29 protein-coding genes and 2 pseudogenes (1 of these 31 running past the window's edge) are annotated in these 26473 nt (G+C 58.1%); 11 read left to right on the forward strand and 20 right to left on the reverse strand.

All coding sequences use genetic code 11. The annotated features are described in order from the left end of the window. A pseudogene (locus A3H92_07835) lies at nt 1-1407 on the reverse strand (hypothetical protein); it reaches 54 nt to the left of the window's first position. Nucleotides 1408-1578: 171 nt separating this feature from the next. On the opposite strand from A3H92_07835, the gene A3H92_07840 reads away from it, so the two are divergent. Continuing rightward, a complete protein-coding gene (locus tag A3H92_07840; GenBank protein ID OHC75944.1) occupies nt 1579-2337 on the forward strand; it encodes a triose-phosphate isomerase in 759 nt (252 codons plus the stop codon). A 12-nt stretch (nt 2338-2349) separates the two neighbouring features. Here the strand turns inward: A3H92_07840 and A3H92_07845 are convergent, their stop codons facing one another. From A3H92_07845 to A3H92_07905, 13 genes are all read right to left on the reverse strand, one after another. After that, nucleotides 2350-3066, reverse strand: coding sequence for a DNA repair protein RecO (locus tag A3H92_07845; GenBank protein OHC75945.1), 717 nt, complete (start codon nt 3064-3066; stop codon nt 2350-2352). Nucleotides 3067-3160: 94 nt separating this feature from the next. After that, a complete protein-coding gene (locus A3H92_07850) occupies nt 3161-3931 on the reverse strand; it encodes a hypothetical protein (protein ID OHC75946.1) in 771 nt (256 codons plus the stop codon). A 38-nt stretch (nt 3932-3969) separates the two neighbouring features. Next, entirely contained in the window at nt 3970-4248 is a 279-nt protein-coding gene (locus tag A3H92_07855) for a hypothetical protein (protein OHC75947.1), read from the reverse strand. Nucleotides 4249-4527: 279 nt separating this feature from the next. Continuing rightward, nucleotides 4528-5277 (reverse strand): hypothetical protein, encoded by a 750-nt coding sequence (locus A3H92_07860; protein ID OHC75948.1) that lies wholly within the window; start codon nt 5275-5277, stop codon nt 4528-4530. Between the two features lie 175 nt (nt 5278-5452). Beyond that, nucleotides 5453-6379 carry a GTPase Era gene (locus tag A3H92_07865; GenBank protein ID OHC75949.1) on the reverse strand — a complete coding sequence of 309 codons (927 nt, stop codon included), beginning with the start codon at nt 6377-6379 and terminating at the stop codon, nt 5453-5455. Then, entirely contained in the window at nt 6376-7053 is a 678-nt protein-coding gene (locus tag A3H92_07870) for a ribonuclease III (GenBank protein ID OHC75950.1), read from the reverse strand. The genes A3H92_07865 and A3H92_07870 overlap by 4 nt, the downstream gene beginning before the upstream one ends. After that, on the reverse strand, nt 7050-7781 hold the full coding sequence (locus tag A3H92_07875; protein OHC75951.1) for a signal peptidase I: 732 nt from the start codon (nt 7779-7781) through the stop codon (nt 7050-7052). The genes A3H92_07870 and A3H92_07875 overlap by 4 nt, the downstream gene beginning before the upstream one ends. Nucleotides 7782-7890: 109 nt before the next feature. Beyond that, complete coding sequence (locus tag A3H92_07880; protein ID OHC75952.1) at nt 7891-8343, reverse strand: holo-ACP synthase; 453 nt, start codon at nt 8341-8343, stop codon at nt 7891-7893. Continuing rightward, the gene (locus A3H92_07885) at nt 8340-9083 is read right to left on the reverse strand and encodes a pyridoxine 5'-phosphate synthase (GenBank protein OHC75953.1); all 744 of its coding nucleotides are present in this window, start codon (nt 9081-9083) and stop codon (nt 8340-8342) included. The genes A3H92_07880 and A3H92_07885 overlap by 4 nt, the downstream gene beginning before the upstream one ends. A 102-nt stretch (nt 9084-9185) precedes the next feature. Further along, a complete protein-coding gene (locus A3H92_07890; GenBank protein ID OHC75954.1) occupies nt 9186-10463 on the reverse strand; it encodes a phosphopyruvate hydratase in 1278 nt (425 codons plus the stop codon). Beyond that, nucleotides 10463-11320: a 3-deoxy-8-phosphooctulonate synthase gene (locus A3H92_07895; GenBank protein OHC75955.1), complete on the reverse strand. Its 858-nt coding sequence runs from the start codon at nt 11318-11320 to the stop codon at nt 10463-10465. Before A3H92_07895 ends, A3H92_07890 begins: the two co-directional genes overlap by 1 nt. A 10-nt stretch (nt 11321-11330) precedes the next feature. After that, on the reverse strand, nt 11331-12956 hold the full coding sequence (locus A3H92_07900; protein OHC75956.1) for a CTP synthase: 1626 nt from the start codon (nt 12954-12956) through the stop codon (nt 11331-11333). Nucleotides 12957-13047: 91 nt separating this feature from the next. Next, nucleotides 13048-13374, reverse strand: a complete 327-nt coding sequence (locus tag A3H92_07905; GenBank protein OHC75957.1) for a preprotein translocase subunit SecG — start codon at nt 13372-13374, stop codon at nt 13048-13050. Between the two features lie 140 nt (nt 13375-13514). Between A3H92_07905 and A3H92_07910 the strand changes: the two genes are divergently transcribed. The 3 genes from A3H92_07910 (at nt 13515) to A3H92_07920 (ending at nt 15691) form a co-directional block, all read left to right on the forward strand. After that, nucleotides 13515-14390 carry a 4-hydroxy-tetrahydrodipicolinate synthase gene (locus A3H92_07910; GenBank protein ID OHC75958.1) on the forward strand — a complete coding sequence of 292 codons (876 nt, stop codon included), beginning with the start codon at nt 13515-13517 and terminating at the stop codon, nt 14388-14390. 10 nt (nt 14391-14400) lie between these two features. Beyond that, nucleotides 14401-14877 carry an SsrA-binding protein gene (locus A3H92_07915; protein OHC75959.1) on the forward strand — a complete coding sequence of 159 codons (477 nt, stop codon included), beginning with the start codon at nt 14401-14403 and terminating at the stop codon, nt 14875-14877. 103 nt (nt 14878-14980) lie between these two features. Then, nucleotides 14981-15691: a hypothetical protein gene (locus tag A3H92_07920; GenBank protein ID OHC75960.1), complete on the forward strand. Its 711-nt coding sequence runs from the start codon at nt 14981-14983 to the stop codon at nt 15689-15691. On the opposite strand, the gene A3H92_07925 is transcribed toward A3H92_07920, so the two are convergent. The 4 genes from A3H92_07925 to A3H92_07940 all read right to left on the reverse strand — a co-directional run bounded on the left by A3H92_07925 (nt 15660) and on the right by A3H92_07940 (nt 19302). Continuing rightward, nucleotides 15660-17210, reverse strand: coding sequence for a hypothetical protein (locus A3H92_07925; GenBank protein OHC75961.1), 1551 nt, complete (start codon nt 17208-17210; stop codon nt 15660-15662). The genes A3H92_07920 and A3H92_07925 overlap by 32 nt on opposite strands. Before the next feature lie 188 nt (nt 17211-17398). Further along, entirely contained in the window at nt 17399-18007 is a 609-nt protein-coding gene (locus tag A3H92_07930; GenBank protein ID OHC75962.1) for a phosphoserine phosphatase, read from the reverse strand. Between the two features lie 53 nt (nt 18008-18060). Beyond that, nucleotides 18061-18696 (reverse strand): uracil-DNA glycosylase, encoded by a 636-nt coding sequence (locus A3H92_07935; protein OHC75963.1) that lies wholly within the window; start codon nt 18694-18696, stop codon nt 18061-18063. A gap of 12 nt (nt 18697-18708) precedes the next feature. Beyond that, nucleotides 18709-19302 carry an NYN domain-containing protein gene (locus tag A3H92_07940; protein OHC75964.1) on the reverse strand — a complete coding sequence of 198 codons (594 nt, stop codon included), beginning with the start codon at nt 19300-19302 and terminating at the stop codon, nt 18709-18711. Nucleotides 19303-19406: 104 nt separating this feature from the next. On the opposite strand from A3H92_07940, the gene A3H92_07945 reads away from it, so the two are divergent. Further along, nucleotides 19407-19904, forward strand: coding sequence for a 2-amino-4-hydroxy-6-hydroxymethyldihydropteridine diphosphokinase (locus A3H92_07945; GenBank protein OHC75965.1), 498 nt, complete (start codon nt 19407-19409; stop codon nt 19902-19904). Nucleotides 19905-19946: 42 nt separating this feature from the next. On the opposite strand, the gene A3H92_07950 is transcribed toward A3H92_07945, so the two are convergent. Beyond that, the gene (locus A3H92_07950) at nt 19947-20300 is read right to left on the reverse strand and encodes an addiction module antidote protein, HigA family (protein ID OHC75966.1); all 354 of its coding nucleotides are present in this window, start codon (nt 20298-20300) and stop codon (nt 19947-19949) included. Nucleotides 20301-20634: 334 nt separating this feature from the next. Here A3H92_07950 and A3H92_07955 point away from each other — a divergent pair, with 334 nt between their 5' ends. The 5 genes from A3H92_07955 (at nt 20635) to A3H92_07975 (ending at nt 25020) form a co-directional block, all read left to right on the forward strand. Beyond that, nucleotides 20635-21018 (forward strand): DNA-directed RNA polymerase subunit omega, encoded by a 384-nt coding sequence (locus tag A3H92_07955; GenBank protein OHC75967.1) that lies wholly within the window; start codon nt 20635-20637, stop codon nt 21016-21018. 52 nt (nt 21019-21070) lie between these two features. Continuing rightward, the gene (locus tag A3H92_07960; GenBank protein OHC75968.1) at nt 21071-23242 is read left to right on the forward strand and encodes a GTP pyrophosphokinase; all 2172 of its coding nucleotides are present in this window, start codon (nt 21071-21073) and stop codon (nt 23240-23242) included. A 133-nt stretch (nt 23243-23375) separates the two neighbouring features. Beyond that, the gene (locus A3H92_07965; GenBank protein ID OHC75969.1) at nt 23376-23669 is read left to right on the forward strand and encodes a DNA polymerase subunit beta; all 294 of its coding nucleotides are present in this window, start codon (nt 23376-23378) and stop codon (nt 23667-23669) included. Between the two features lie 98 nt (nt 23670-23767). After that, nucleotides 23768-24469 (forward strand): alpha/beta hydrolase, encoded by a 702-nt coding sequence (locus A3H92_07970; GenBank protein OHC75970.1) that lies wholly within the window; start codon nt 23768-23770, stop codon nt 24467-24469. Further along, nucleotides 24466-25020, forward strand: coding sequence for a gamma carbonic anhydrase family protein (locus A3H92_07975; GenBank protein OHC75971.1), 555 nt, complete (start codon nt 24466-24468; stop codon nt 25018-25020). Before A3H92_07970 ends, A3H92_07975 begins: the two co-directional genes overlap by 4 nt. Here A3H92_07975 and A3H92_07980 read toward each other — a convergent pair. Beyond that, nucleotides 25007-25648 (reverse strand): superoxide dismutase, encoded by a 642-nt coding sequence (locus A3H92_07980; protein ID OHC75972.1) that lies wholly within the window; start codon nt 25646-25648, stop codon nt 25007-25009. The two genes, A3H92_07975 and A3H92_07980, sit on opposite strands and share 14 nt — an antisense overlap. 276 nt (nt 25649-25924) lie before the next feature. Between A3H92_07980 and A3H92_07985 the strand changes: the two are divergent. Next, nucleotides 25925-26473, forward strand: a pseudogene (locus A3H92_07985) (hypothetical protein).

Raw genomic sequence — 26473 nt, forward strand, 5'->3', positions numbered from 1 at the left:
CACCTTGTCAACCCTAAGGATAAAATATCCGTTCGGGCCGGCCTCGGTGAGCAGACTGTCGGTGTTTTCAGCGGTTTCAAAGGCGACCTTGAGGAAGCTGCCGGACGGGAGGCCCTCGACCGGCTTGCCGGCGGCGTCCTTGCCCGTTGCCTCAATGGCGTCCACGGCGATCAGCTTCAGGCCCATCCGCGAGGAGACATCTTCAAGAGTGGCGCCGCCGCCCAGTTCGTCCTCCATCTGATTGGCAAGCTTGAACAAGGCATCGACAGCTTTTTCCCCGGCGAGAGTGTTTGACAACGCGGCGCGCACCTCGTCTATGGTCTGCCGGCGCGCCGGTTCGATCCCGGTAACCCGCAGAACATGCCATCCCAGGGGACTCTTCACCGGCTTGGAGAAGCCTTCGACCGGCAACTGGAAAACGGCATCGGCCAGTTCGGCGATAATGTTTTCATGGGTGAAGGCGCCCATTTCCAGGGTATCGGCGTCCAGGCCGACTACATCCTTGGCCGTTTTGACGAAATCACCGCCTTCGACGAGCAATTTATGAACGCGCTCAGCGGTTTCCTCGTCGGCCATCACCATCTGTTGCAGGTGGCGGCGCTCGGCGGCGCTGAACTCGTCCTGGCGGTTCTTGAAGGCCTCATTGATCTCTTCGTCGGCAACGGCGATATCCTTGACCAACTCATCAGCGGTTATGGAGATAAAGATCAGTTTCCTGTACTCCGGCAACGTAAACAGGGCGGCGTTTTCCTTGTGGAAAACAACGAGGTCCGCTTCGGCAGGTTCGGCGATTCCGGTCATGGCGGCGTCGGCCAGTTCGATGGTCTCGGCAACCCGCTTCTCCCGGCGGTGATTGTATATGGCCTCGGCCATGGCGACGGGCGCAACGCCGCCGCCGACAACGCTATCCAGAAGGTGTGAGCGCTTGATGTTGTCACGAACCATCCTGATGAAGCCGCTCTCGCTGAATCCGTTGTTGCGAAGCACCTGCTGGAAGGTGAAGCGGTCGAACTTGCCGAGAGGGCCGTTGAATTCAGGGTTTCTTTTGATCTCATCGTTGATAACGCCATCGCTTGCGGCCACGCCCAGATCATCGGCGCCCAGACTGAAAAGAGTCTTGGTGACCATATTGGCAAGAACCATGTCGACGACGCCGAGGGCCTTGGCCTGCTCCAGGTCGAACTGCTGGTCGCCGAGCGAGGAGCGCAGGCGGTTCATCTCGCGCTGCAACTCGACATTGAAGCTTTCCGGGGAAATCTTGACGCCGCCGACCGTAGCCACTTCGGATTCCGTGGCGATGCCGCGCACCACGTCGCCGATGCCCCACAAGGCAAAGCTGAGAATCAGAATGCCGAGAAAGGATTTAACGACAATCCCGGTGGCGCGTTTGCGAATTAACTCCAGCATGGACGTTCTCGGCTGCTCCGGTTTTTCAGATTTGGCGAGGGCGCATCAAGGCGGCGCATCATAAAAGCGCATTCCAAGACCCGCAACACCGTAATTTTATATAATGGAACTTTCGGTCTGTGCTAGAATCGTCTCCCCTTAACCCGCATGCCCAAAAATCGGACAACCGACATGACCGTGAGCCGACGCCCGCTTATCGCCGGAAACTGGAAAATGAACGGATGCGGGGAAAGCGGCATGGACCTTGCCCGTCAACTGGCGGAACGCATGAAGGGCAGGGACCACCATCCGTTTGATATGCTGGTTTGTCCGCCGTTCACCATGCTTTCCCGAGTTGGCGAAGCCGTCGCCGGTTCGGGCATTTTGCTGGGCGCCCAGGATTGCCACCATCAACCGGCAGGCGCCTATACCGGCAATGTCAGCGCCGCCATGCTGGCTGATGTCGGCTGCGCCTATGTTATCGTCGGCCATTCCGAGCGCCGCGCCCAACACGGCGAAACCGATGCCGTGGTCAAGGCCAAGGCCGAAGCCGCGCACATTGCCGGACTGATCGCCATCGTCTGCATCGGCGAAACCGAAGCCGAACGCAATGCCGGCAACACCCTGAAGGTGATCAAGGACCAACTTGCCGGATCGCTGCCGTCTTCCATGCGGGCGGTAAACACGGTCATCGCCTATGAGCCGGTATGGGCTATCGGCACAGGCCGCACTCCCACTAATGACGAGGTTGAACAAGTCCACGCCTGCATCCGCGACCGGCTGACGGACGATTTCGGCGAAGCCGAGGCGCAAGCGACGCGCCTGTTATACGGCGGCTCGATGAACGCCGAGAACGCCGGGGAGCTGCGGGCTTTGCCCGACGTTGACGGCGGCTTGGTCGGCGGCGCCGGCCTCAAGGCCGAAACTTTTTGGGCGATCTGCGAAGCATAACACGGCGTCGCGTCACCGGCGGGAAAGGCGCTCGGCCAGTCGCCGCCGCGCCGGCGGCATCGAGCCGCCGTGATGGCCGAAGACGTAGCGCTCCAGGAAAAAACCGGTAAGTTTCATGGCGTCGGCCAGCGAGTCGGCATCGCTCTCGCCGCCGTCGATCAGAAATCCCGGCAACGCCAGCAGCAACTTTTTGTAAGGTTCTCCCGCTGAAAGGGACACGGCGCGTCCCGATTTAGGAGAAACATAGGCAAGCTGATCATTGCTTCCGCCAGCGGCGCAACCGGTTAAATCCAGCCCGAACCCCAGTTCGGCGAGCAATCCCAACTCCCATTTGACATAAACTGACGGCCGGCAATCGCCGTCCCGGGAATCAAGAAGCGCCGCCAGCCCGTTAAATACCCGGCCATGAGGCTCGCGTTCGGGAAGCGCCGCCTCGCAGACGGCGCACGCCGCGCTCAGGACGGCCAGGCGCGTCGGATCGTTAAGGAAGGGCGCGGCATAGGCGTTAACCATCTCCAAAGCATAGGTTCCAAGATGTTCGGACAGACGGGCGCGCCAGACGGCCTTGAGACGGTTCCCCGGTTGCAGGACGCCGCGATGCCGCTTGCCCTTGCCGCCCCGAACCATGCCGGCGTGAACGCCGTGGGATTGCGTCAGCAGGCAAGCGATGACCGATGTCTCGCCATGTCCCCGCGCCGACAGCACAATGCCTTCATCCGTCCATTCCATGAATGGAGTTTATACCAAATCCCGCCGGTGGAAACCCAAACGGCAAAAGGCCTCCAATTCCGATAATTCCGGGAAGTAGCCCCCCCGGTAAGGATTAAATCAGTCCCGCCATCATGACGACGCCGGCAACGGACAGCAGGACGCCGACAACAATCTGCAAGAAGCGAAGCGTCACCTTCTTCAGAAGCTTGGCGCCCGCAAAAGCGCCGAGGAAAGCCGCCATGCATCCCGCCGCCGCCTGGGGAAGGACGGCGGCGGCGTCGAGAAGACCTGTCGTCCCGTAGATGCCCAGACGGCTGATATCAACCATGACGGCGATAACGACGCCGGTGGCGACGAAGGCTTCCTTGTCAAGCCCGGCCTTGATCAAAAAAGCGGAGCGAAGAGCGCCTTGCAGGCCGACAAGTCCGCCGAAAAAGCCCGAAAGCAGGCCGCCCAGAAACATATGGCGCCTGTCGAAGACAAGGGAGGTAAAAGCCGGAACCAACTCGGCGACGGAGAAGATCAGCAGAAGCGCCCCTACCGTCAGTTTGACGGGCGTCACTTCGTAACCGTGACCGGCCAGATTGTAGGCAAACAGCGGAGACAGCGTCGAAACGGACATGAGAAGCGCCGCCCCGGCCAAAGCCGAAACCACGGCCGGCATTCCGAAGCGGAAGACCGTCGCGGGGTCGGCGTGACGTCCGAGCAGCGAGAGCTTGAACAGGTTGTTGGCCAGATGAACCAGCGCCGTCGCGCCGACAGCTACGGGAACGGGGAAGAAGGCGGAGAACACCGGCAACAGCACGGTCCCCAGGCCGAAGCCCGAGAAAAGCGTAAGGCCTGAGGCAAAAAACGCGGCAAGGCTGATGATCAGGATATCCAATTACGGAGACATCAATTCCGGACGCAAACCGTTCCGGCCTACAACAGCTTGACCATGGCGGCCACGGCGCCGACGGCTACCACCATCATGGCGCCCAGGCGAGCGGTCATGCGCAGTTCGACCTGATCGATCTTGGCTTCCAGACGATCTATTTTGGCTTCCAGCCGGTGAATGTCCCCGGCGGTGGCGAGGCCGGAGACTTCGGACAAGCTTTCCGCAAGCACACGGGCGGTCCCCTCCGCCTGTTCGGCAGTGAAATGCGCTTCTTCCCGCAACCGGCGGGCCATCTCCAACGTGTCAAAAGTAATAGCCGTCATGTTCCCAATATGCGCCTCGGCCCGGTCGCCGTCAACCTCGGCCCCGAATTCCCCTGGAACTCAGTCAGAGACAACAAAACATGGAGACCATGAAACATAGATGAACATAGCTCGCGCAAAGACGCTAAGACGCCAAGAAAGGTAAAATGAAAAATGGGTCTAAACTTTGCGCCTTTGCGTCTTGGCGTGAGATTGTTTTTGAATTCCAAGGACACAATTTTTGAAATTACGATAATAATTCCAGAAAAGCACCGCTTCCCGCCATGGTCGGCATAAGCGTTAATCAAAGCCGGAAATGTAATTATAGACCCCCATGTTCATCGCCGTTTCGATGGGCTGATAGACAGTCCACCGGCGATGATCGACGCGGGTTTCCCAGGCATCGTTGATCCCGGCCTTGATGATTTGCCTTTGCGCGTCCGCCCGTTCATCCGAACGGAAAGGACCGATGACGCTGCGGAATATCTCTTTACCGTTAGTGCTGTTGCCGCGCATTACCTTGCCGTCCAGCCGCGCATAATCGGCGACCAGACGTTCGGCGCGGGCCGGGCCGGTGAAACTGCCGATCACATAGTAGATGTTGTCTTCAGTAGACGGCGGCGTTTTTACGGTCGGCGCTTGTTGCGTCGGCTCAGGGGCCGCAACGGCAACTTCACGGTCGGCCGCAAAGAGCGAAACGGCGGGAGTCTCGATAACATCCTCCGTGTTGTCAACGGCTCCGGCGGCGACCTCGAAGGCGGCCAGTTCGCCGACTTCGACCGGCGCTTCCGCCGGCGTTAAAATCGCCTCGGCGAAGGCGGTCAGGATATCCTCGCCTTCCCGGCATATATCGTCGCCTTTGACGCCGCGCCAGATGGCGCAGTCCTTCTTGGCCAGGATGGAAATGCCGTGATCGGTGACGGATTTACCGGAGGTCAGCATGCTGACGCCGTCAAGCGCCCACGACGCCATCTGTACCTGAGCGGGTAAAGCGCACGCGCCAAGAAACGACGCGCATAGAATCAGCAAGATTCTGTTAAGAATGCCCATGTTTATGTCCTCCCCTCTGTATTTTTTATTATTTTTGATTTCCCAGGGTAGCAGGAGAAAGAGAGGGACTTTCCGCCGCATGGTTCTATACTAATCAGATATTTCAATAACAATCAAGTATAAATGGATTTAGCATAAGGTTGTTTTTTTATGGATAATTTTTTATTGAGTCTATTCATGCGTTGAAATCGAGTCCCCAGTCCCGGTAGCGATCCGGGTCATCGCCCCAGCCTTCGCGCACCTTGACGAACAGGAAAAGGTGGACGACGCGCTCGAAGATTTCCGCCAATTCCTTGCGTGATTCCTCGCCGATGGACTTGATGCGCGCTCCTTTCTCGCCGAGGACGATCCCCTTCTGGCTGGAGCGTTCGACATAGATGATCTGGCTGATCTTGACGGAGCCGTCCTTCTTTTCCTCCCATGTCTCGGTTTCGACGGTGGCGGCGTAGGGGAGTTCCTGACGCAGTTGAAGGTACAGCTTCTCGCGGGTGATCTCGGCGGCCAGCAATCGTTGAGGCATATCCGATAACTGGTCTTCGGGAAAATGCCAGGGTCCGGGGGGGGCGCGACCGGCGAGGAAGGAGCGCAAATCATCGACGCCGCAGCCGTCCTTGGCCGAGATCATGAAGGTTTCGGAAAATATCCCCTTGGCCGCCAATTCGGCGGCCAGGGTCAGCAGACGCGGCTTTTTCACGATATCGATTTTATTGAGGACAAGAATAACGTCAGGTGAGGCCGGCGTTGCCGAGCGGCGCTCGGCCAGACCCTCGATTATTCGACGGGTGTCAGCATCTATGCCGCTTTGGCTGTCTACTAGTAGAAGCACCAGATCGCCGTCGGCGGCGCCTCCCCAGGCCGCCGCCACCATCGCCCTGTCCAGGCGACGCCTGGGTTTGAATATCCCCGGAGTATCAATGAACACGAGTTGGGCGCCGCCTTCAACGGCGATGCCTAGCACCCGGGCGCGGGTCGTTTGCACCTTGGGGGAAACGATGGAAACCTTCGCTCCGACGAGGCGATTGATCAGGGTGGACTTGCCGACGTTCGGCGCTCCGAGGATGGCGAAGAAACCACAACGCTGATTGTCGGCAGCTTCCGTCATGTTTTGTTAATTCTTGACAACATGGCCCCGGCGGCCTCCTGCTCGGCGGCGCGTTTGTTGGAAGCGGACCCTGCCGCCGCCTCAAAGCCCTCTACCGTCACCTCGACGAAAAACACGGGAGCGTGGTCTTTCCCTTGGCGGTCAACTTGACGGTATGAAGGAAGTCCCAGGCCGTGCGCCTGCGCCCATTCCTGAAGCTCGGTTTTGGCGTCCTTGGGGGGGCTTGCGTCTTCATCAATGAGCGGCGTCCAGCAGCGGATGATGAAATCCTCCGCCGCTTTTATCCCGCCGTCCAGATAAAGGGCGGCGATCACCGCCTCGCAGGCATCGGCTATAATGCCGGGATTGGAACGCCCCCCGGCCTGTTCTTCGGCCGGCGACATGTCGATATGCGGGGCGAGGCCGATGTCTGCGGCTACCCGCGCCAGGGCGTCGCGCCTGACCAAGGCCGCGTGCCGGCGCGACATCTCTCCTTCTTCCTCGCCCCCGAAACGCTCATAGAGCATGCGGGCCACCACCAGACCCAGAACGCGGTCGCCCAGAAACTCCATGCGCTGGTTGGAGACGGTTTGACCGCGAACGGAGCTGGAATGGGTGAGGGCCTGCTTCAGGAGTTCGGGCCGGTGAAAATCATGGCCCGGAATTCGGAGGAATGACGCGGAGCCGCCCGTCATTCGATGCTCGTGAAAAAGCGGTTGAACCGTAACGACTTGCCCCACTCCCAGAATTTCAGCACTTGGCCGTTGATGGAGAAAAACAGAAAATCGGCGCGCCCCACCAGATTTTCCCTGGGAATAAAGCCGACATCGGCGAAGCGGCTGTCCTTGGAGTGGTCGCGATTGTCTCCCATGCCGAAATAATGACCTTCCGGCACGGTGTAGACGTGAGTGTTATCAATGTATTCCCGGTCGCTTTCCTCCAGGATGTAATGCTCGCGGCCGTTGGGGAGAGTCTCGATGAAACTGGTGAAGCGCGTGGAAACGTCGAAACTGTCCTTTGTGAGATAATCAGGCGCCTGCTTGCGGCTTACGGCCTTGCCGTTGATATTCAGGATGCCGTCAACGACCTGTATCTTGTCGCCGGGAAGGCCGACGATTCGTTTGACATAGTCGGTTTTATTGTCAATCGGCAGCTTGAAAACGGCAACGTCGCCGCGCTCCGGCTCGGCGGCGAAAATCCTCCCCGATATCAGCGGCAGACTGAGGGGAAGAGAGTGACGGCTATAGCCGTAGGAGAGCTTGGAAACGAACAGGTAATCGCCCACCAGCAATGTCGGAAGCATCGAGCCGGAGGGTATGTTGAACGGCTCGTAGGCGAAGGTGCGGACGACCAGGGCAATCACCACCGCGTACAAGATGGTGTTGATCCCTTCGCGGAATCCGTTTTGATTATTGTTGCTCACCGGTTAAGTGACTCCCGCAAATGTAATTCAACCCCTCCCGGCCTCCCCTTGGTAAGAGAAGGATTTTTTCCCCTCCTTACCAAGGAGGGGGCAGGGGGAGGTGTTGATTTTATTTCGAACCGGGCAGATCAAGACAGCCTATATGATCCCTGTCAAGCCGCGAGGCCGACGGAACTGCGGAAATCACCACCATCGCCATCGCCATCGGGTATTCGTCGCTCAGGCTGAGGTCGATTTGCGCCTTCATGCCGGGAGGCGATAACTCACCCAGGCGTTTTTCGGCGCCGCCGGTCAGGGTCAAAAACGGCTTGCCCGAGGCGTGGTTATTCACCCCCACGTCGCGCCAGGAGACTCCCCCGCGAAACCCCGTGCCAAGCGCCTTGACGCACGCTTCCTTGGCGGCGTAGCTCATGGCGTAGACCGCCGCCGGGTTGGCGCGGCTCTGCGCCTTTTGGCGTTCGGTCTCGGTGTAAAGGCGAATGATAAACCGTTCGCCGAACCGCTCCAGGGTCTTTTCAACCCGGCGGATATCGCAAAGATCGGAGCCGATGCCGAGGATCATTGTCGCCGCGCCTCGTCAATAAGGCCGCGCATGCGTTTGACGGCATTCTCAAAACCGCAGAAGATGGCTTCGCCGACCAGAAAATGGCCGATATTCAGTTCGACGATAGACGAGATAGCGGCGACCGAACCGACGGAATCAAAGGTCAGGCCGTGTCCGGCATGGCATTCAAGGCCGATCTTTACGGCGTGGGCGGCGGCGGCCTCGATCCGCGCAAGCTCATTATTACTTTTCCCGTCGCAATAGCTTCCGGTATGCAATTCAACCACCGGGGCGCCGATGGCCGCCGCCGCCTCCAATTGCGCCATTTCTGGTTCAACGAACAACGATACGCGCACTCCCGCCGCGCCCAAGGCCCTGACGAATGGTTTTAAGCGCCCGGCCCCGGCAATAACATCAAGGCCGCCCTCGGTGGTGCGCTCTTCCCGCTTCTCGGGGACGATACAGGCGGCATGAGGTTTGTAGCGCAAGGCGATGGCGAGCATTTCTTCCGTCGCCGCCATCTCCAGATTCATGGGGATGGTGATTTCTCGCCCCAGACGCTCGATATCCCTGTCGGAAATGTGACGACGATCCTCCCGCAAGTGGGCGGTGATGCCGTCGGCCCCGGCCTTTACCGCAAGCATGGCGGCGCGAACGGGATCAGGGTGATCGCCGCCCCGCGCATTGCGGATAGTCGCCACATGGTCAATGTTCACGCCGAGGCGCAGATGTCCGGGGGCTAAACTCGTTAAATGCATATTTTCCGCCTTACCCCCTCCCGACCTCCCCCTTGAAGCAAGGGGGAGGAATTATTTTCTACCGCTTTCCCCTCCTTGCTTCAAGGAGAGGGCAGGGGGAGGTTATCGTCTCAGCACCGATCTGCCGGCGTATACGGCGATATCGTCCAGTTCCTCCTCGATGCGGATAAGTTGGTTGTATTTGGCCATCCTGTCGGAACGCGACATCGATCCGGTCTTGATCTGGCCGGCGTTGACGGCCACCGCGACATCGGCGATGGTCGAGTCCTCGGTCTCGCCGGAGCGGTGCGATATAACCGCCGTATAGCCCGCCCGATGGGCGGTTTCCACGGCCTCCAGGGTCTCGCTGAGGGTGCCGATCTGGTTAAGTTTGACAAGGATGGAGTTGGCGACCCCCTTGGCGATGCCCTCTTTCAGCCGCGAGGCATTGGTGACGAACAGGTCGTCGCCGACGATCTGGACCTTCGCGCCGAGCGCATCGGTGAGAAGTTTCCAGCCGTCCCAATCGTCCTCGGCCATGCCGTCTTCGATGGAGAAGATGGGATAACGCGACACTAAACCTTCATAGAATTTTACCATTCCCTCGGCGTCAAAGGTCTTGCCTTCGCCCTTCAGGACATACTTGCCGTCTTTATAGAACTCGCTGGAAGCCGGATCGAGGGCCAGCACCATGTCGTCGCCCGGTCGATAACCGGCGGCCTCGATGGCCTTCATGATAAAGCTTAATGCCTCGTCGGAGCTTTTCAGGTTGGGAGCGAAGCCGCCTTCGTCGCCGACGTTGGTGTTGTGTCCGGCGTCCTTCAGCGCCTTGGCCAGGGCGTGGAACACCTCGGCCCCCATGCGCACGGCCTCGGCGATGGTTTCGGCGCCTACCGGAACGATCATGAACTCCTGGGGATCAATGAGATTGTCGGCATGTTTGCCGCCGTTGATGACGTTCATCATCGGCGTCGGCAGCACATGGGCGGCGACGCCGCCGATATAGCGGTACAGCGGAAGCGCCAGCTCATCGGCCGCCGCCTTGGCCGTCGCCAGACTGACGCCGAGGATGGCGTTGGCGCCGAGGCGGGACTTGTTGGCGGTGCCGTCAAGGTCAATCATGATGCGGTCGATGCGCAGTTGATCCTCGGCGTCCATGCCCGACAAAGCGTCATAGATTTCGCCGTTGACCGCCTCGCAGGCCTTAAGCACGCCCTTGCCGCCGTAGCGTTTCTTGTCGCCGTCGCGTAGTTCCATAGCCTCGTGAACGCCGGTCGAAGCCCCCGACGGCACGGCGGCGCGGCCCTCTGATCCGGTCTCCAGAACCACCTCTACCTCAACGGTGGGGTTGCCCCTTGAATCAATAATCTCGCGGGCGTGGATATCGATGATCGCGGTCATCAGCTTGTCTCCTGTTTGAGGGAAATCGGTCGTGATTTGGCCAACCTGTCAAATTCAATCAAAGTCTCAACAATGCCTGGCAACTCATTGAGAGGAATCATGTTTGGCCCGTCGCTCGGCGCTTTATCCGGGTTTTCATGGGTCTCGACGAAGACGGCGGAGACGCCGATGGAAACGGCGGCGCGGGCCAGCACCGGAGCCATCTCGCGGGCGCCTCCGGTAGTTTCTCCTTGCCCGCCCGGCTCCTGCACCGAGTGGGTGGCGTCGAAGACCACCGGATAGCCGGTGGCGGCCATCTCGGGCAGGGCGCGCATATCCGAGACCAGCCGGTTATAGCCGAAACAAACGCCGCGCTCACAGAGCATGATTTTTCTGTTGCCGAACGCTTCCATCTTCTTGACCACGTTGACCATGTCCCAGGGGGCGAGAAATTGTCCCTTCTTGATGTTGACGGCAAGGCCGGTTTCTCCCGCCGCTTTCAGCAAGTCGGTCTGGCGGCACAGGAAGGCGGGAATTTGCAGCGCATCGACGGCGCCGACCAGCGCCGCGCACTGGGAAATTTCGTGGACATCGGTAATCACCGGAAGGCCGAGAGTTTCGCGGATATCGGCGAATATCGGCAGGGCGTCTTTCATGCCGACGCCGCGAGGGCCGGCAAAACTGGTGCGGTTGGCCTTGTCGAACGAGCTTTTGTAAATCAGTCCGATGCCCAGTTTTTCGGCCATTTCCTTCAAGGCGGAGGCCGTTTCCATGGCGTGACTGCGGCTTTCCATGGCGCACGGCCCGGCGATCAGCGCCATGGGAAGGTCATTGCCGAGAGTAAGATGGCCGATGGCGACATGGCGGGGAGAGATCATATTACTCCCCCTACACCAGCCGCGACTGGTGGATGGCGGCTTTGATGAACGAGACGAACAGGGGGTGGGGCATGAAGGGCCTGGATTTCAGTTCAGGGTGAAATTGTACGCCGATGAACCAGGGGTGGCTCGGCATTTCGACAATTTCCGGCAGCACGCCGTCGGGCGACTTGCCGGAGAAGATAACGCCGACGTCGGCCAGGGCCTGTTCATAGGCCATGTTTACTTCATAGCGGTGGCGGTGACGTTCGCTGATCTCTGCGGTTCCGTAAATTTCGTGAGCCATAGTTCCCTCGGCCAGTCTGGCCTCATAGGCGCCGAGCCGCATGGTCCCGCCCAGATCGCCGTCGGCGCGGCGGCGCTCCATGTTGCCGTCCCTGGTCCACTCGGTCATCAGGCCGACCACCGGATTTTTGCAGGGGCCGAACTCGCTGGAATTGGCGTTCTTGACGCCGGCCAGGGAGCGCGCCGCCTCAATCACCGCCATCTGCATGCCCAGACAGATGCCGAAATACGGCGCCTTGTGTTCACGGGCGAATTTGACGGCGGCGATCTTGCCTTCGACGCCGCGCTCGCCGAAGCCGCCGGGAACGAGAATGCCGTTAACTTCATTGAGATAATGAACGGCGTCCTCGCGTTCGAATATCTCGGAATCGATCCAGTCAAGATTTACCCGCACGTTGTTGGCGATGCCGCCATGGGCCAGGGCCTCGGAAAGTGACTTATAGGCGTCCAACATGCCGGTGTATTTGCCGACGACGGCGATGGTCACCTCACCCTCGGGCTTGGTGATCCGTTCGACCACGTCTTGCCAGCGCGACAGGTCCGGCGGCGGCGCATCAAGAGAGAAATGGCGGCAAACTTGCTCGTCCAGCCCCTCCTCGTGGTAGCGCAGAGGCACTTCGTAGATGGTTTTGGCGTCCAGGGCCGGGATCACCGCTTCCTGACGCACGTTACAGAACAGAGCGATCTTGCGGCGCTCGGAATCGGGAATCTCCCGATCAGCGCGGCACAGCAGGACATCGGCCTGGATGCCGACGCCGAGCAACTCCTTTACCGAGTGCTGGGTGGGCTTGGTTTTCAACTCGCCGGCGGCCGGGATGTAGGGCAGCAGCGTCAAATGCACATACATGACGCGCTCATGCCCCAATTCGTTGCCGAGCTGGCGGATGGCTTCGAGAAACGGCAGACTCTCGATATCGCCGACGGTGCCGCCGATCTCGCACAGGACGAAGTCTTCTCCGTCAAGATCGGCAAGGATGAATTTCTTGATCTTGTTGGTGATATGGGGAATCACCTGAATCGTGGCCCCCAGATAATCGCCGCGCCGTTCCTTGGCGATAACGTCCGAATAGATGCGCCCGGTGGTGACGTTGTCGCTCTTTTTGGCGTTGACGCAGGTGTAGCGTTCATAATGACCCAGGTCCAGATCGGTCTCGGCGCCGTCATCGGTGACGTAGACCTCGCCGTGCTGGTAGGGACTCATGGTTCCCGGATCAACATTGATATAGGGATCGAGCTTGCGCAGGCGGACCTTGAACCCGCGCGCCTGAAGCAGCGCCCCGAGAGCAGCCGACGCCAATCCCTTGCCGAGAGAGGAAACCACGCCGCCGGTGATAAAGATAAACCGCGTCATGGACCGACACTGTAAGCTAATTGATCTGATTTAATAAAGAAAAAAGGCGGCTTGACGCCGCCTTTCGGAAAGTTTTTTTCACTCGGCTCTTTTACTTGGCCAGCGGAGCGCTAGGCTCTTGGGGAACGGCGGGCGCGACCGGATTTTCCAGCGCCGCCGGCGTCGGCTCGTCAAGAATCGAACGCTTCGAACGCTCTCCGCCGGCCAGGATGGCAAGGGTCATGGAGGTAACAAAAAAGCAGCAAGCCAGAATCGCCGTGCTTCTGGTCAACAGGTTGGCGGTGGCGCGGCCGGTCATGAAACCACCCATGCCGCCGCCGCCCATGCCCAACGCTCCGCCTTCGCTACGCTGAAGAAGAACCGCGCCGACCATGGCGATGGCGACCAGCAGATGGATGACAAGAATAACCGTAATCATGAAGTAAAAACCTATTCAAGCAATTCAAACGCCGTATTTAATCCCTATTGCGCGATCTGGCTAGAGCCAATATTTGGGCGACCGCTTGCCCAAGCGGTTGCGATAAGGATATGTTCGCCGCTCCACTTAAGGAGAAAGCTATGTTCAAGGGATCTATCGTCGCATTGATAACGCCGTTCAAGGATCAGCATCTTGATGAAGCCGCCTTCCGGGCCTTTATCGAACGGCAGATCGAACAAGGAACCGATGCCGTTGTTCCCTGCGGCACGACCGGCGAATCGCCGACCCTGACTCACGATGAACACAAGCGCGTCGTCGAGTTGTGCATAGAGGTCGTGCGCGGCAGGATTCCGGTGATCGCCGGCACAGGCTCCAATTCCACCGACGAAGCAATCGATCTTACCCTCCACGCCAAGCAGGCGGGGGCCGACGCGGCGCTGGTGGTGACTCCCTATTACAACAAGCCTACGCAGGAAGGCCTCTATCGCCATTACAAGGCGATCCATGACGCCGTCGGCCTGCCGATCATTATTTACAATATCCCCGGACGCAGTATCGTTGACATGACGGTGGAGACCATGGCCAGACTGGCCGAACTGCCCGATATCATCGGCGTCAAGGACGCCACCTCCGACCTCAACCGGCCCATTCTTACCCGTCTGGCCTGCGGCAGTGATTTTTGCCAGCTTTCCGGGGAAGACGGCACGGCAATCCCGTTTCTGGCCGCCGGCGGCCACGGCTGCATCTCGGTCAGCGCCAACATTGCGCCACGGCTGTGTTCCGACATGCAGCGGGCCTGGCGGGAAGGGGATATCGGCAAGGCGATGGCTTTGCAGGACAAGTTGTCGCCGGTCCATTCCGCCATGTTCGCCGAAACAAGCCCCGGCCCGGTGAAGTACGCCGCAAGCCTGCTGGGGATTTGCGCCGCCGACACTCGTCTTCCCCTGTGCGAGGTCAGCGACAATACCAAAGAGCGCGTAAAAAGCGCCCTGCGCGGCGCCGGGCTGCTCCCCTGACCGCCTTTTAATGGCCCGCAAGAAAAAAACCGACGGCGGAAAGATCGCGGCGCAGAACCGCAAGGCGCGCCATGACTATTTCATCGAGGAGACCTTCCATGCCGGCATCATGCTTACCGGAACCGAGGTGAAATCCCTGCGTCAGGGCCGCGCTTCGATCATTGAGTCTTTTGCCGGCGAAGTTAAGGGCGAACTGTTCCTTCTCAACGCCCATATACCCGAGTATGAATCCGCCAACCGCTTCAACCACGAACCCAAACGCCCCCGCAAGTTGTTGCTGCGCAAACGCGAGATTGCGAAACTGATCGCCGGAATCCGCCGCAAGGGAATGACCCTGGCGCCGTTATCCATCTATTTCAACGAAAGGGGCATGGCCAAGGTGGAACTGGCCCTGGCTCGCGGCAAGCATACCTACGACAAACGCGCCTCCGTCAAGGATCGCGACTGGAATCGGGACAAGGCAAGACTGCTGCGCGGCAAGGGGTAGCGCTTAACTGAAATCGTTGCATTGCGCCATGGCGGGTCGATATATAACGGATCGAGTTCCGTTCGGGCGCGTTATCGCGTGACCGCAGCACTTTGATAAGAGGATGCCGACCATGGATGTCATAGTGAAATTGCTTCACCGTAGCGATGGGCTTAATAAATCAGAGAATGCAAACTTTTATCTGGAAGTGGATGAAAATATTAAAATCCACTACCGCGATCTGCAAATTGAACTCAGCCGCAAGGAGTTCGAGGTAATTGCCCGGGCTTTCAGCGCGCAATCAGCCGAATTGATGAAAATTATGAAAACGGTCAATTATCAAGACCGTCCGTCGCCGGACGCCGCCCGGGAGAATGTCAAGATTTGGACCGATAGCCAACTGGAACCCGAATCCGCCTGTACTCCGCGCCAAATATCCCTGGAGGAATGCAACGACGGTTTCCATCTGCATTACCGCAATCTCAGGCTTATTTTAGATCGCAATAATATTTACGCCCTCAAGAAAGCGCTTAAAACCACCGATGTTGATGTCCCTTACGCCTCGACTTTTGAGGATTTCCAGGACCTTTTAAAGACTAACGGAATCAAATATTCTTTGTCCGAAATAAATGGCCCGCGATTGAGGGGAAATCACGCCCGTCGCATCATCGTCGATGAAAGCGAGGCCGCGAAGGTCAGAAGAATCATGACCGGAATCGGCATGGAGGGAAAGCTGACGGACAATTCGCAAGTTTATTCCAAGGACACTTTCTCGGTCGAACTGATGCTGTCGGAAGACGAACTCATACCGTCGACCGGCCAGCCGGCGATATAGAGCGCTTTGCCGCCGCCTTTTTAGGAGCCGCCGGCTTTTTTGCCTTAGCCGGAGATTGAGCCGCTGCTTTCTCCGGGGTTTTCTCCGGTTTGGTCAGGTTCTCCGCCGCCGGTTTTGCCGGATTTACCGCCGCCGCCTGTTGAGGTACGGGAGTTTTTTCTTGCGGCTTATCCAGCAGATCACGGAGGTTGATATTATATTCTTTCGCCATCTGTTTGATCTGCCTGATGCGCAAATCACGCTCTTCCCTGATTTTTTTATCGCGGGCCGCCGTCGCATCGTCAATCAGGCGATTCAGCATCGTAACGCTCATTTTCGCCAGATCAACGCCATCATCCGGTTTTGCGCATACCGGCGACGCGACCGGCGTCACGACCGCTGTTTTGACTACGCTGCTCGCTGGCTGCATAACTTTCCCCTTGTCCCCGGTTATTATATCCGTAACGACGGCGGCTTTCGGGCTGCCGGCCATTTTGTCCAAAACTGACGACGCTGATTTTCCATTATTGTATGGATTTTTTCCTTCATCATGGAAGTGGCCCTTGCCCGCAGGTTTGCTTTCGGGATGAAGCAAGCCGGCCAATTCCACATTGGCGACGCTTTCAAGATAAGAAATGTGTTCTTCCTTGCCGAATATCTCCTCGCAAGGCTCACAGGCGGAGCCTGAGGTATAACTGTCCCGCAGTTTGAATTTCTTGCTCAAAATACGGTGTATTTCATGCATAGGTTTATGCAGAAGATACTGGTAGATAATATTCTTGTTAGTATCCTCGATTATCGCCGCGACGGAACTTTTGTAGACATCTCCCAAAATGATGCCGCGATTAAAACGGTTAAAGCCGCAACATGGGACCACTTTAGCGTCCGGCTGGATAACGAACCGGCCGATGCTTTTGCACAAACCGAAAGTACTAACTGGCGCCGGCGGATTCGTTCCGATGGAAAGCCCTCGTCCCCTTCCCAAAAGAGCGATATTTTTCCGGTGTTGCAGATTGTACGCTTCCTTGGGAATATTATACTTGGCAAAATAATCCAGTAATTTTTGCAAGAGCGCATCGTTGCCCTTCGCATATTCAAAATCCAGATTAATGGGCGCCTTGAAGGCTTCATAGTAAGCCTGCACTACATTCTTGATATTGGCGATCGGTATCCATTCCTGATGGTATTCGCCGGCGCTCAGATTGATGCGATCCGGCGGCGGAGAAAACCCGGCCTCCCCCAGCATCCGAACCATGTTGCCGGCCGAACTTTCCGTCTTCCCCCAGAAGCCGTTGGTCATGAGGGAAACCGCGCCTTTATAGCCGCTGTCTCTTGCAAACCTGAGAGCTTTCAGCACCATGCCGGCGTGCAGAAGCGCCTCGCCGCCGGTAATGCCGATATTATTGAACCCGCTGCCGGCCCCTTCCTTGATCACCTCAAGCAGCCGCCCCTCGTCTATTACGACATCGTTTCCGGGAATTGATTGGTTATAGCAATGACTGCACCCGATATTGCACTTATAGCTGACCCTGACCGCCAACCCCTTCGGGCTGTACGCAGGCGTTTTGACGGGTGATTGTTTTTGCGCCGGTTTCGGCGCTACAGGCTTCGGCGTCGCCGAATCAAGCATGCACACGCTGGTCAAAGCATTAGCCCATTTACAAACAAAATGTTACTTGCTCTGTTTATTATAATGGACCTGTTGCAGAAGTAAAGTTCTATGGACATTCAAAATCCGGCGCCGGCCCGGTCAAACATGGCGCGCAGTTCATCGTAGTCGTCCGTCACCGGAAACTGGGGGAATTCCTTGATGACATTGGCGGGCGCCCTGAACAGGAACCCGGCGTCCGCCTCCTTCAGCATGGTGGTGTCGTTATAGGAATCGCCGGCGGCGATGACCTTGAAGTTCAATTGCTTGAAGGCAAGAACCGCCTGGCGCTTGTGGTCGCGCATGCGAAGCACATAGTTGCCGACGCGACCATCGGCTTCGATCTCCAGGCGATGGCAAAAAAGCGTCGGCCAACCGAGTTGCCGCATCAGCGGCTCGGCGAACTCGTAGAAGGTGTCCGACAGGATCACCACCTGATAGCGCTGTTGCAGCCGGTCGATGAAATCCTTGGCCCCCTCCAGCGGCCCCATGCCGTTGATAACATCCTGAATGTCATGGATTTTCAGGCCATGTTCATCGAGTATTCTCAGGCGTTGGCGCATCAGCGCGTCATAGTCGGGAATATCGCGGGTGGTGGCGCTCAGTTCCTTTATGCCTGTGCGTTCGGCGAAATTGATCCAAACTTCCGGGACCAGTACGCCCTCCAGGTCAAGGCAGACAATTTCCACGTCCGAATCTCCTCAATTTATGGCCGGAGAAGGGTATACCAGAAAATATCGGGTCAAAGCATCCGGGTAATTTCATCAAAGACGGAGTAAAACATGGCTTCGGTCAGTTTTCCGGTATTGGTGTTATAGCGCGAGCAATGATAGCTGTCGGCCATGACCGGCCGCTCCGTCAGCCGGTGAAAGGCGCCGTGCCTGAATCTAAAAAGACTTTTTCTTATTCTCAACGCCGCCAGAACGGCATCGTGGGCGAGAACGCCCAGAGCCAGGATAACCCTCAGTTCGCCCATGCTTTCTATCTCGTCGGCGAGGAAGGGCCGGCATTGAGCCGCCTCCGCCGCGACAGGCTTGTTCGCGGGCGGAACGCATCTGACGGCGTTGGTGATGCGGGTATTGACGAGCCTTAGTCCGTCCCCGGCGTCGGCCCCGTATGTTCCCTCGGACAGGCCGTAGCGGTCGAGGGCCGCATACAACAGATCGCCGGCATAATCGCCGGTGAAGGGACGACCGGAGAAATTGGCGCCCTTGAGGCCCGGCGCCAGACCGACAATCAACAATGAAGAGTTCAAATCGCCGAACGACGGCACCGGAGCGTTAAACTTGTCGGGAAACGCCGCCCGGTTGACATGCCTGAACGCGGCGAGGCGCGGACAGCGGTTACAGTCACTTGCGGGAAGCGAACGGTTATTCATTAAGTTGCAACGTCAGTCCGAGTCTCGCTCTTCATCCTGGTCGGGAACGGTCTTCGGATGATCGTGACGGGTGTCGGGGCTGCGGCTGATTTCAGATTGCAGGTCAAACAGGTCGATGAAGTTGTCGGCTTGGCGCCGCAACTCGTCGGCCACCATGGGCGGATGCGAATGCATGGTGCTGACCACGGTGACGCGCACTCCCTTGCGCTGCACGGCTTCGACCAGACGCCGGAAATCGCCGTCGCCGGAAAATATCACGATATGGTCCAGATGATCGGACATATCCATGACGTCGATGGCCAGTTCGATATCCATGTTGCCCTTGATTTTACGGCGACCGGTGACCGAATCGGTGAACTCCTTGGTCGGCTTGGTGACCATGGTGTAGCCGTTATAGTCCAGCCAATCGACCAGCGGGCGGATCGGCGAATATTCCTGATCTTCGGTCAGGGCGGTATAGTACATGGCGCGGATCAGGCGACCTTTGGCGGCGAAGACGTTCAACAACTGCTTGTAGTCGATATCGAATGAAAGGGCGCGGGCTGCGGCGTAAAGGTTGGACCCGTCAATAAATAAGCTAAGACGCTCCTGCGGATAAAAAACCATTGGAAAAATCCTTTGTTATTAAATGAGTTAGCTGAATAATAAAAAACAATAACTTATGTTCCCATAGTTAGACTTCTCTACCCATCGCCGCAAGGGAGAACTAAGTGATTATCATCGGCATCGGCGCCAATCTGCCCAGTCCCCGCTACGGATCGCCGATGGCGACCTGCGAAGCCGCCGTTGCCGCGATCATTGACAGAGGCATAGCCGCGCCGCGCCGCTCACGATGGCATCGCAGCTCCCCGGTTCCGGCATCGGATCAGCCTTGGTACATAAACGGCGTGGCCGAGATCAAAACGGCGCTGCCTCCCGCCGACATTCTGGCAATTCTGCACGACATTGAGACGCAATGCGGTCGGACGCCGGGCGAACGCAACGCGGCGCGCATTCTGGACCTGGATATTCTGGCCTTCGGCGACCATGTGGCGGACGGCGAGGAGGGAGGGATATGCCTGCCTCATCCCCGGATGCACGAACGCGCCTTCGTTTTGCTGCCGCTGGCGGAACTGTGTCCGGGCTGGGTCCATCCCGTTTCCAAACTGAGCGTCGAGGAACTGATCCTTGCCTTGCCCCCCGGTCAAACCGCCGTTCCCGTCGAATAGGCGGCGGCTACTTTCAAAAATTTTTATTCTTTCCATTTATTATCATGCGGCGCGCGGCTCGATCTCCCGCTCGATCTGCTCGCGCAGACTGTGGTCGGCAACATCGAGATCGTGGCGGGTCTGTAGATTGATCCAAAACTCCGGCGTCGTCCCGAAATACCGTGCGAGACGAAGAGCCGTGTCAATGGTGATCGCCCGCCGCCTGCGCACGATGTCGTTGACGCGAGAGCGCGGCGCCTTGATGGCGTTGGCCAGCTCGTAGACGCTGAGACCCATCGGCCCCAGGAATTCGTCGTGCAGCACCTCGCCCGGATGCACCGGCGGCAGACGCTTCCCGGTGGCGATGTCGGAGAAATCAACCTGATGTCTGTCGATGTCTTCACGTTTGATGGTCATGGCTCGCTCCTCAATGATAGCTTTATGTATTCAGGGCAATCAACTGAAAGAACTTGATCCTATTTTTCCGTCATGGCCGGGCTGAGACCCGGCCATCCACGTCTTTTTTGCCTTGGCGACGAATAAAAAGACGTAGATGCGCGGGTCAAGCCCGCGCATGACGAACAGGAAGGGACGTTATGAATGACTCTTTAGCTATCATGAAGACGTTCAGTCGATTACCCTGCCGCTTTTGTGTATTTACCTTGCCTTATCCGCCTATGCGAAATATATAATCGTCGAAATCTCGTTTTTCCCTGTTTATTTCTCCTGACCTTTGCGGAGACTGCCCCCCATGGCTAGAGTAACGGCTGAAGATTGCATCATCAAAGTTCCGAACCGGTTTGAGCTTGTCATGCTGGCGGCTCAACGTGCGCGCAACATATCTGCGGGAGCGCCGATAACCGTCGAAAGAGACAACGATAAAAACCCGGTTGTCGCCTTGCGTGAGATCGCCGATGAAACCATCGACCTCAAAGAAATCGAGAATACGCTGATCAAGGGCCTGCAAAAGCATGTGGAAATGGACGAGCCGGAAGAGGACGAAATGGACTTTGACGCCATCCAGCAGAGCCTTGCCGCAGAAGGTGGAGTAGTCGCGGCGGCGCGTGAGGAAGACGACGACGACTTCGCCTCGGATGAGGGCGATGGGCAGAAGTCGGCGTCGGAAGAGGACTGAACGCCCCATATTCCGCGCCGGCCTCAATAATCTATCGACGGGGGCCGCCTGAATGATCCGTCAAGTTGATCTTGTCGAGAAAATCAAAAAATATGACGCCGGCGCCGATGAGGACGCCATCAACCGCGCCTATGTGTTCGCAACCAAGGCTCACGGCGCCCAGTTGCGCGAATCAGGCGACGCCTATTTCATGCATCCGCTGGAAGTGGCCGGAATTCTCACCGATTACAAGCTTGATTCCGCCTCTATCATAACCGCCCTCCTGCACGACACCATCGAGGACACCCCTCATACCCTTGGTGAAATCGAGTCCCAATTCGGCAATGAAATTGCGCGGCTGGTTGACGGCGTAACCAAACTTACCCGCATTGAACTCCAGTCGGATCACGCCAAGCAGGCCGAAAACTTCCGCAAGCTGGTGCTGGCCATGTCCGACGATATACGGGTGTTGCTGGTCAAATTGGCCGACCGTCTGCATAACATGCGCACCCTTCACTTCGTGAATAGCGCCGACAGACGCAAGCGGATCGGCATCGAGACGATGGAAATTTTCGCGCCGCTGGCCGAACGCATCGGCCTGCATGACATGAAGAATGAGCTGGAAGACCTTGCTTTTGCTGAAATTAATCCGGAAGCCCGCAATTCCATTGTCTCACGGCTGGAATTCCTCCGCGAGCAGCGCGGAGACGTCGCCGTGCGCGTCATCAAACAGATTGAAAGCACCCTCGCCGACGCCGGAGTAAAAGCGACAGTGCTCGGCCGCGAAAAAAGGCCTTATTCCATCTGGCGAAAAATGCAGAGCAACAATATGGCCTTCGAGCAGCTCTCGGATGTCATCGCCTTCAGGGTGATTGTGGACTTCAACGAGGACTGCTACCGGGCGCTGGGGGTAATCCACGGCGCGTACCGAATGGTTCCCGGACGCTTTAACGACTACATCAGCACCCCCAAATCCAACGGCTACCGTTCATTGCACACCGACGTCCTCGGCCCCGAGCGCCAAAAGATCGAAGTGCAGATCCGCACCCGTGAAATGCATGAAGTCGCCGAGCACGGCGTCGCCGCTCATTGGCTTTACAAGCAACACAACGTCAAAACCGACGGTCGCCAGTACCGCTGGCTGCGGGAATTGCTGGATATTCTCGATCAGGCGATGGGGTCGGAGGAATTCCTGGAGCATACCAAACTGGAGATGTTCCAGGATCAGGTATTTTGTTTTACGCCCAGGGGCGAGCTTATCAATCTGCCGCAAAAGGCCACCCCGGTAGACTTCGCCTATGCCGTCCACTCCGAGATCGGCGACTGTTGCGTGGGCGCCAAGATCAACGGCAAAATGATGCCTTTACGCACTCATCTCCACAACGGCGATCAGGTGGAGATACTGACATCGAAGGCGCAGACTCCGTCTCCTTCATGGGAGCGTATCGTGGTCACCGGCAAGGCGCGGGCGCGCATCCGGCGCTTCGTCCTCTCCAAGAAACGGGAGCAATATATAGAACTGGGGAGCGCTATCCTCAGAAGAGCCTTCATGGAGGAGGGATTCGAATATGCCGGCAAAGCCGTGGAGGGGGTAAGCAAAATCTTCAAACAAAACAGCGGCGATGACCTGTGCGCCGCCGTCGGCGCCGGTCTCCATACCGGCCGCGAGGTGCTGGAGGCCATCTTTCCCGGAATCAGGAAAACAAATCCCAGGGATAAAAATGTAACCTCCTCATCCGCTTCCAACGGCAACGGCGGCGCCGGGAAAAAAGGCAAAAAGAAGGGAAAAGACGGATCAATCACCATTAACGGGCTTATCCCCGGCATGGCCGTTCACTATGCCGAATGCTGCCATCCTCTGCCCGGCGACCGAATTGTCGGCGTCGTCACATCCGGCAAGGGGGCAACCATCCACACCATTGACTGCGCTTCCCTTGAATCCGACGCCGGCCTTCCTGAGGACTGGATTGATGTTTCCTGGGAAGTTGACGGCGATGCTCCCGGATTTTACGTCGGACGCATCTTTTTGACCGTGCTCAATGAGCCGGGCAGCCTCGGCAACCTGTCGATGGTGATCGCCAAGAGCAAGGGAAACATATCAAACCTGAAGATTACCAATCACGCCGCAGACTTTTTCGACATGATAATCGACATCGAGGTCAGGGACGTTAAGCACCTGACCGACATTATCGCCGCGCTCAGGGCCAACCCGGTAATTAACTCGGTGGAGAGAGCGCGCGGGTAACCCGGAAATTTTCTTCGCCGTCGGCCCCTGATTAACCTATATTACCTCCATGCTGATCAAAATCGAAAAATCCTGCCTGTCGGCAATCGACATCCGGGCCAAGTATGCCGGCGACTCTTGAGGGGGACAAGCCATGAACCGAGCCACCCTGTTGTCTTTACTGGAAAGCCATCGTGACGAGGTCAAGCGGCGCTTTGCAATCAAGCGCCTTAGCGTTTTCGGGTCGGCGGCGCGGGACGAAATGCACGACGGCAGCGACATAGACTTGCTGGTTAAGTTCGACGGACCGGCAACCTTCGACAATTACATGGGTCTGCTCGACTATCTCGAAGCCCTGCTCCATGCGCGAATCGACCTCGCCACCGACGCCATGATCAAGCCGCGTCTGCGTTCCCGCGTTGAGAAGGACATGATTCATGTCGCGTGATTGTACCCTGTACCTTGAAGACATCCGGGAAGCCGTCGAACAGGTTCTGTCGGCCTCCGATGGCCCTATATTGCCTCCATGCTGATCAAGGACATGTCATGAGCAATAAAACCCGATTGCTGCTGCTTCCCGGATTGCTGTGCGATTCCCTGCTGTGGCGTCATCAAGTTAAAGCCCTGGCCGACATCGCCGAGACAAGCGTCGCCGACCTTACCCGCGACGACGACATTCAGGCCATGGCCCGCTCCGTGCTGGCGGAAGCCCCCGCGATTTTCGCTCTGGCCGGTCTGTCGATGGGCGGTTATCTGGCCATGGAGATCATGCGTCAGGCGCCGCATCGGGTGGAAAGGCTGGCCCTGCTCGACACCTCGCCGCTCGCCGACGCCGCCGAGCAAACCGAACGCCGCCGCATGTTCATCAGCATGAGCGACCACGGCGAATTCAAGGGGGTGACCCAACGACTGTTGCCCATGCTGATCCACAAGGACCGCCTGGAGGACAAGGAATTGTGCGCCACGATCATGCAAATGGCCGACAACATCGGCAAGGATGCCTTCAAGCGCCAGCAGATGGCGATCATCAGCCGCCCCGACAGCAGGCGCGACCTGGAGCGCATCCAATGCAAGACCCTGGTGTTGTGCGGTCGCCAGGACGCCCTGACGCCGCTGGCCCTGCATCAGGATATGGCCGCCGCCATCCCCCACGGCGCGCTGGCAGTGATCGAGGGCGCGGGCCACCTGTCAACGCTGGAGCAGCCCGCCGCCGTCAACGTCGCCCTCAGGGAGTGGTTGTTGTCATGAGCGGCCTGATCATGCCTTATCGGGGCGTCATGCCCAGGATCGCCCCAGGCGTCTACATCGCCCCCACCGCCTCGGTTATCGGCGACGTGGAGATCGGGGCCGGGTCGAGCCTGTGGTTCGGGGTGGTGGTGCGCGGCGACGTAAACCATGTGCGCATCGGCGAAGGCGTCAATATCCAGGACGGGACCATCGTCCATGTGGCCTCCAACCGGGCGGGCAGGCTGGGCGAGTTCGCCACCATCATCGGCTCCGGCGTCACCATCGGTCACGGGGCGATCATCCACGCCTGCACCCTGGAAGACGGCTGCTTCATCGGCATGGGAGCGACGGTGATGGACGGGGTGGTGGTGGAGGCGGGAGCGATGATCGCCGCCGGGGCGCTGGTGACGCCGGGCAAGCGCGTCGGCACGGGCCTGCTTTGGGGCGGAATGCCGGCCAGATACATGCGCGACCTGACGCCGGAGGATATCGCTCACAACGCCGACACCGCCCCCCATTACATGGAACTGGCCCGGGAATACCTGGACGCCGAGCGCTCTACCCCAAATTAGTCTCGGCGAAATCCCAGTTGACCAGATGATCAAGGAACGTCTGCACATACTTGGCGCGGAGGTTCTGGAAATCCAGATAATAGGCGTGTTCCCATACGTCGCAGGTGATCAGCGGCGTTTGGCCGTGGGCGAGGGGGGTATCGGCGTTGGCGGTCTTGACGACCTTCAGGCGGGCGCACTCGACAACGTCTCCCCCTCCGCGACAATCAGTTGAACCGGCCTTGGCGGCCTTGCCGTCAACAACCAGCCACGCCCAGCCGCTGCCGAACTGGGTAAGGGCGGCGTTGGTGAACTCCTCCTTGAACTTGTCGAAGGAACCGAAGGAGGCGTCGATGCCCGCCGCCGCCTTGCCGGAAGGGGCGCCGCCGCCTCCGGGCTTCATCGAGTTCCAATAGAAAGCATGATTCCATGCCTGGGCGGCGTTGTTGAAAACGCCGGCCCTGGCGGGATCGGCGGCGGATTCCTTGATGATATCCTCCAGACTGTCATCGGTCTCGCCGACCAGATTGTTGAGATTGACGACATAGGCATTGTGGTGCTTGCCGTGATGGAAGGAGAGCGTATTGGCCGAAATGTGCGGTTCAAGCGCGTTCGGGGCAAAGGGCAGGGGGGGGAGTTTGAATGCCATTTTATTTCCTCTTGTTCGTATTCAACGCTTTAATTTCCTTACACATATGACCGCCGTACAATGTTTTAAAGGTTTTTTTCTCAATTTAAAGAAAACGAGGCCTTTACCTGAAAAAAAATTATGATAAGATCGTGACCGTCTAAACGGTTTACCTGGGGGCGTTCGCGTTTATTGTTGAGTCATTTAGTTGGGTTTTGTTATCGTGACTCGCCTTTGATGAATTCAGGTAATGAACAGGGATTTAGGACAACTTTTAAAGAAGGGGAGGACTCGTATATGAGTGGTGTTACCAAGTTCAACAAGGCATGGCCCGTTCTGGCCGTCGCCGTTACCTTCGGCATGGCGCTCGGTTTCGGCGCCGCCGCCGTCGCTGCGGAGCCTGCTGCGGCTCCGGCTGCGGCTCCCGCCGAAGAAGAAAAGGATTTCAGAAAGGAAGCCGTAAAGGCCGCGTTAAAGACGGCTGACGTTACCTATGACAACATTGCGACATTGATGCGTGTCCCCGGCGTCTTCGGCGCCGGCGCTTCTTGCGTCACCTGCCACAACTCCACCGACGGCAAGAAAAGCCCCGGCGGTCTCGACCTGACCACCTGCGCCGGCATCGTCGCGGGCGCCGCGGCTCCCGCCGACGGCACCGCGCCGCATCCCATCCTCACCGCCGGCAAGCACAAGGGCGGCACCATCCGCCGCCGGATGAGGGACAACCGCATGCCTCTCGGCGTTGATCCGGCTTATCCCAACAACACGGCCGAGCATCTGGCTGTTAAAAAGTGGATTGAGGACGGCCTCAAGGACGACGATCACTTCAAGAACAACGTTCTGCCG

The sequence above is a fragment of the Rhodospirillales bacterium RIFCSPLOWO2_02_FULL_58_16 genome (genome assembly GCA_001830425.1).
GTDB lineage: Bacteria > Pseudomonadota > Alphaproteobacteria > Rhodospirillales > 2-02-FULL-58-16 > 2-02-FULL-58-16.